Here is a 278-nt window from a genome sequence, read left to right as displayed (position 1 = left end):
CCAGGTCGATACGCTCGTCATGGATCTGCACCGAGGTGACGATGCTGCGGGCAGCATCCTTCAGGATAGCGGGCGCACCCGTCGCAATCGCGTCGGCTTTCGCTGCGGCGGCGGCAAAGCTGTCCGGCGTCAGCTCGAGCTGTGCGGCAGCAGCAAGCTTAACCGGGTCGGCAAATAGCGCAGCGATCCGCCGGGTGACGGCAGCCTCCAGCTCCGTGGCCGGAATGCGCAGCCCGGTGTCGCTGGAGCCGGTCTGCAGGTCACGACTGACATAGTAG

At 66.2% G+C, this 278-nt stretch carries 1 protein-coding gene; it reads right to left on the bottom strand.

Features of this window, described 5'->3' with window-relative positions; all coding sequences use genetic code 11:
- Positions 1–278, bottom strand: a 278-nt coding sequence (locus tag AC0IYH_RS31255; RefSeq protein ID WP_471838089.1) for a hypothetical protein, incomplete at both ends; no start/stop codon positions are given.

Source organism: Pseudomonas sp. AC463, from assembly GCF_979253585.1.
This window is presented reverse-complemented; position numbering and strand designations above follow the sequence as displayed.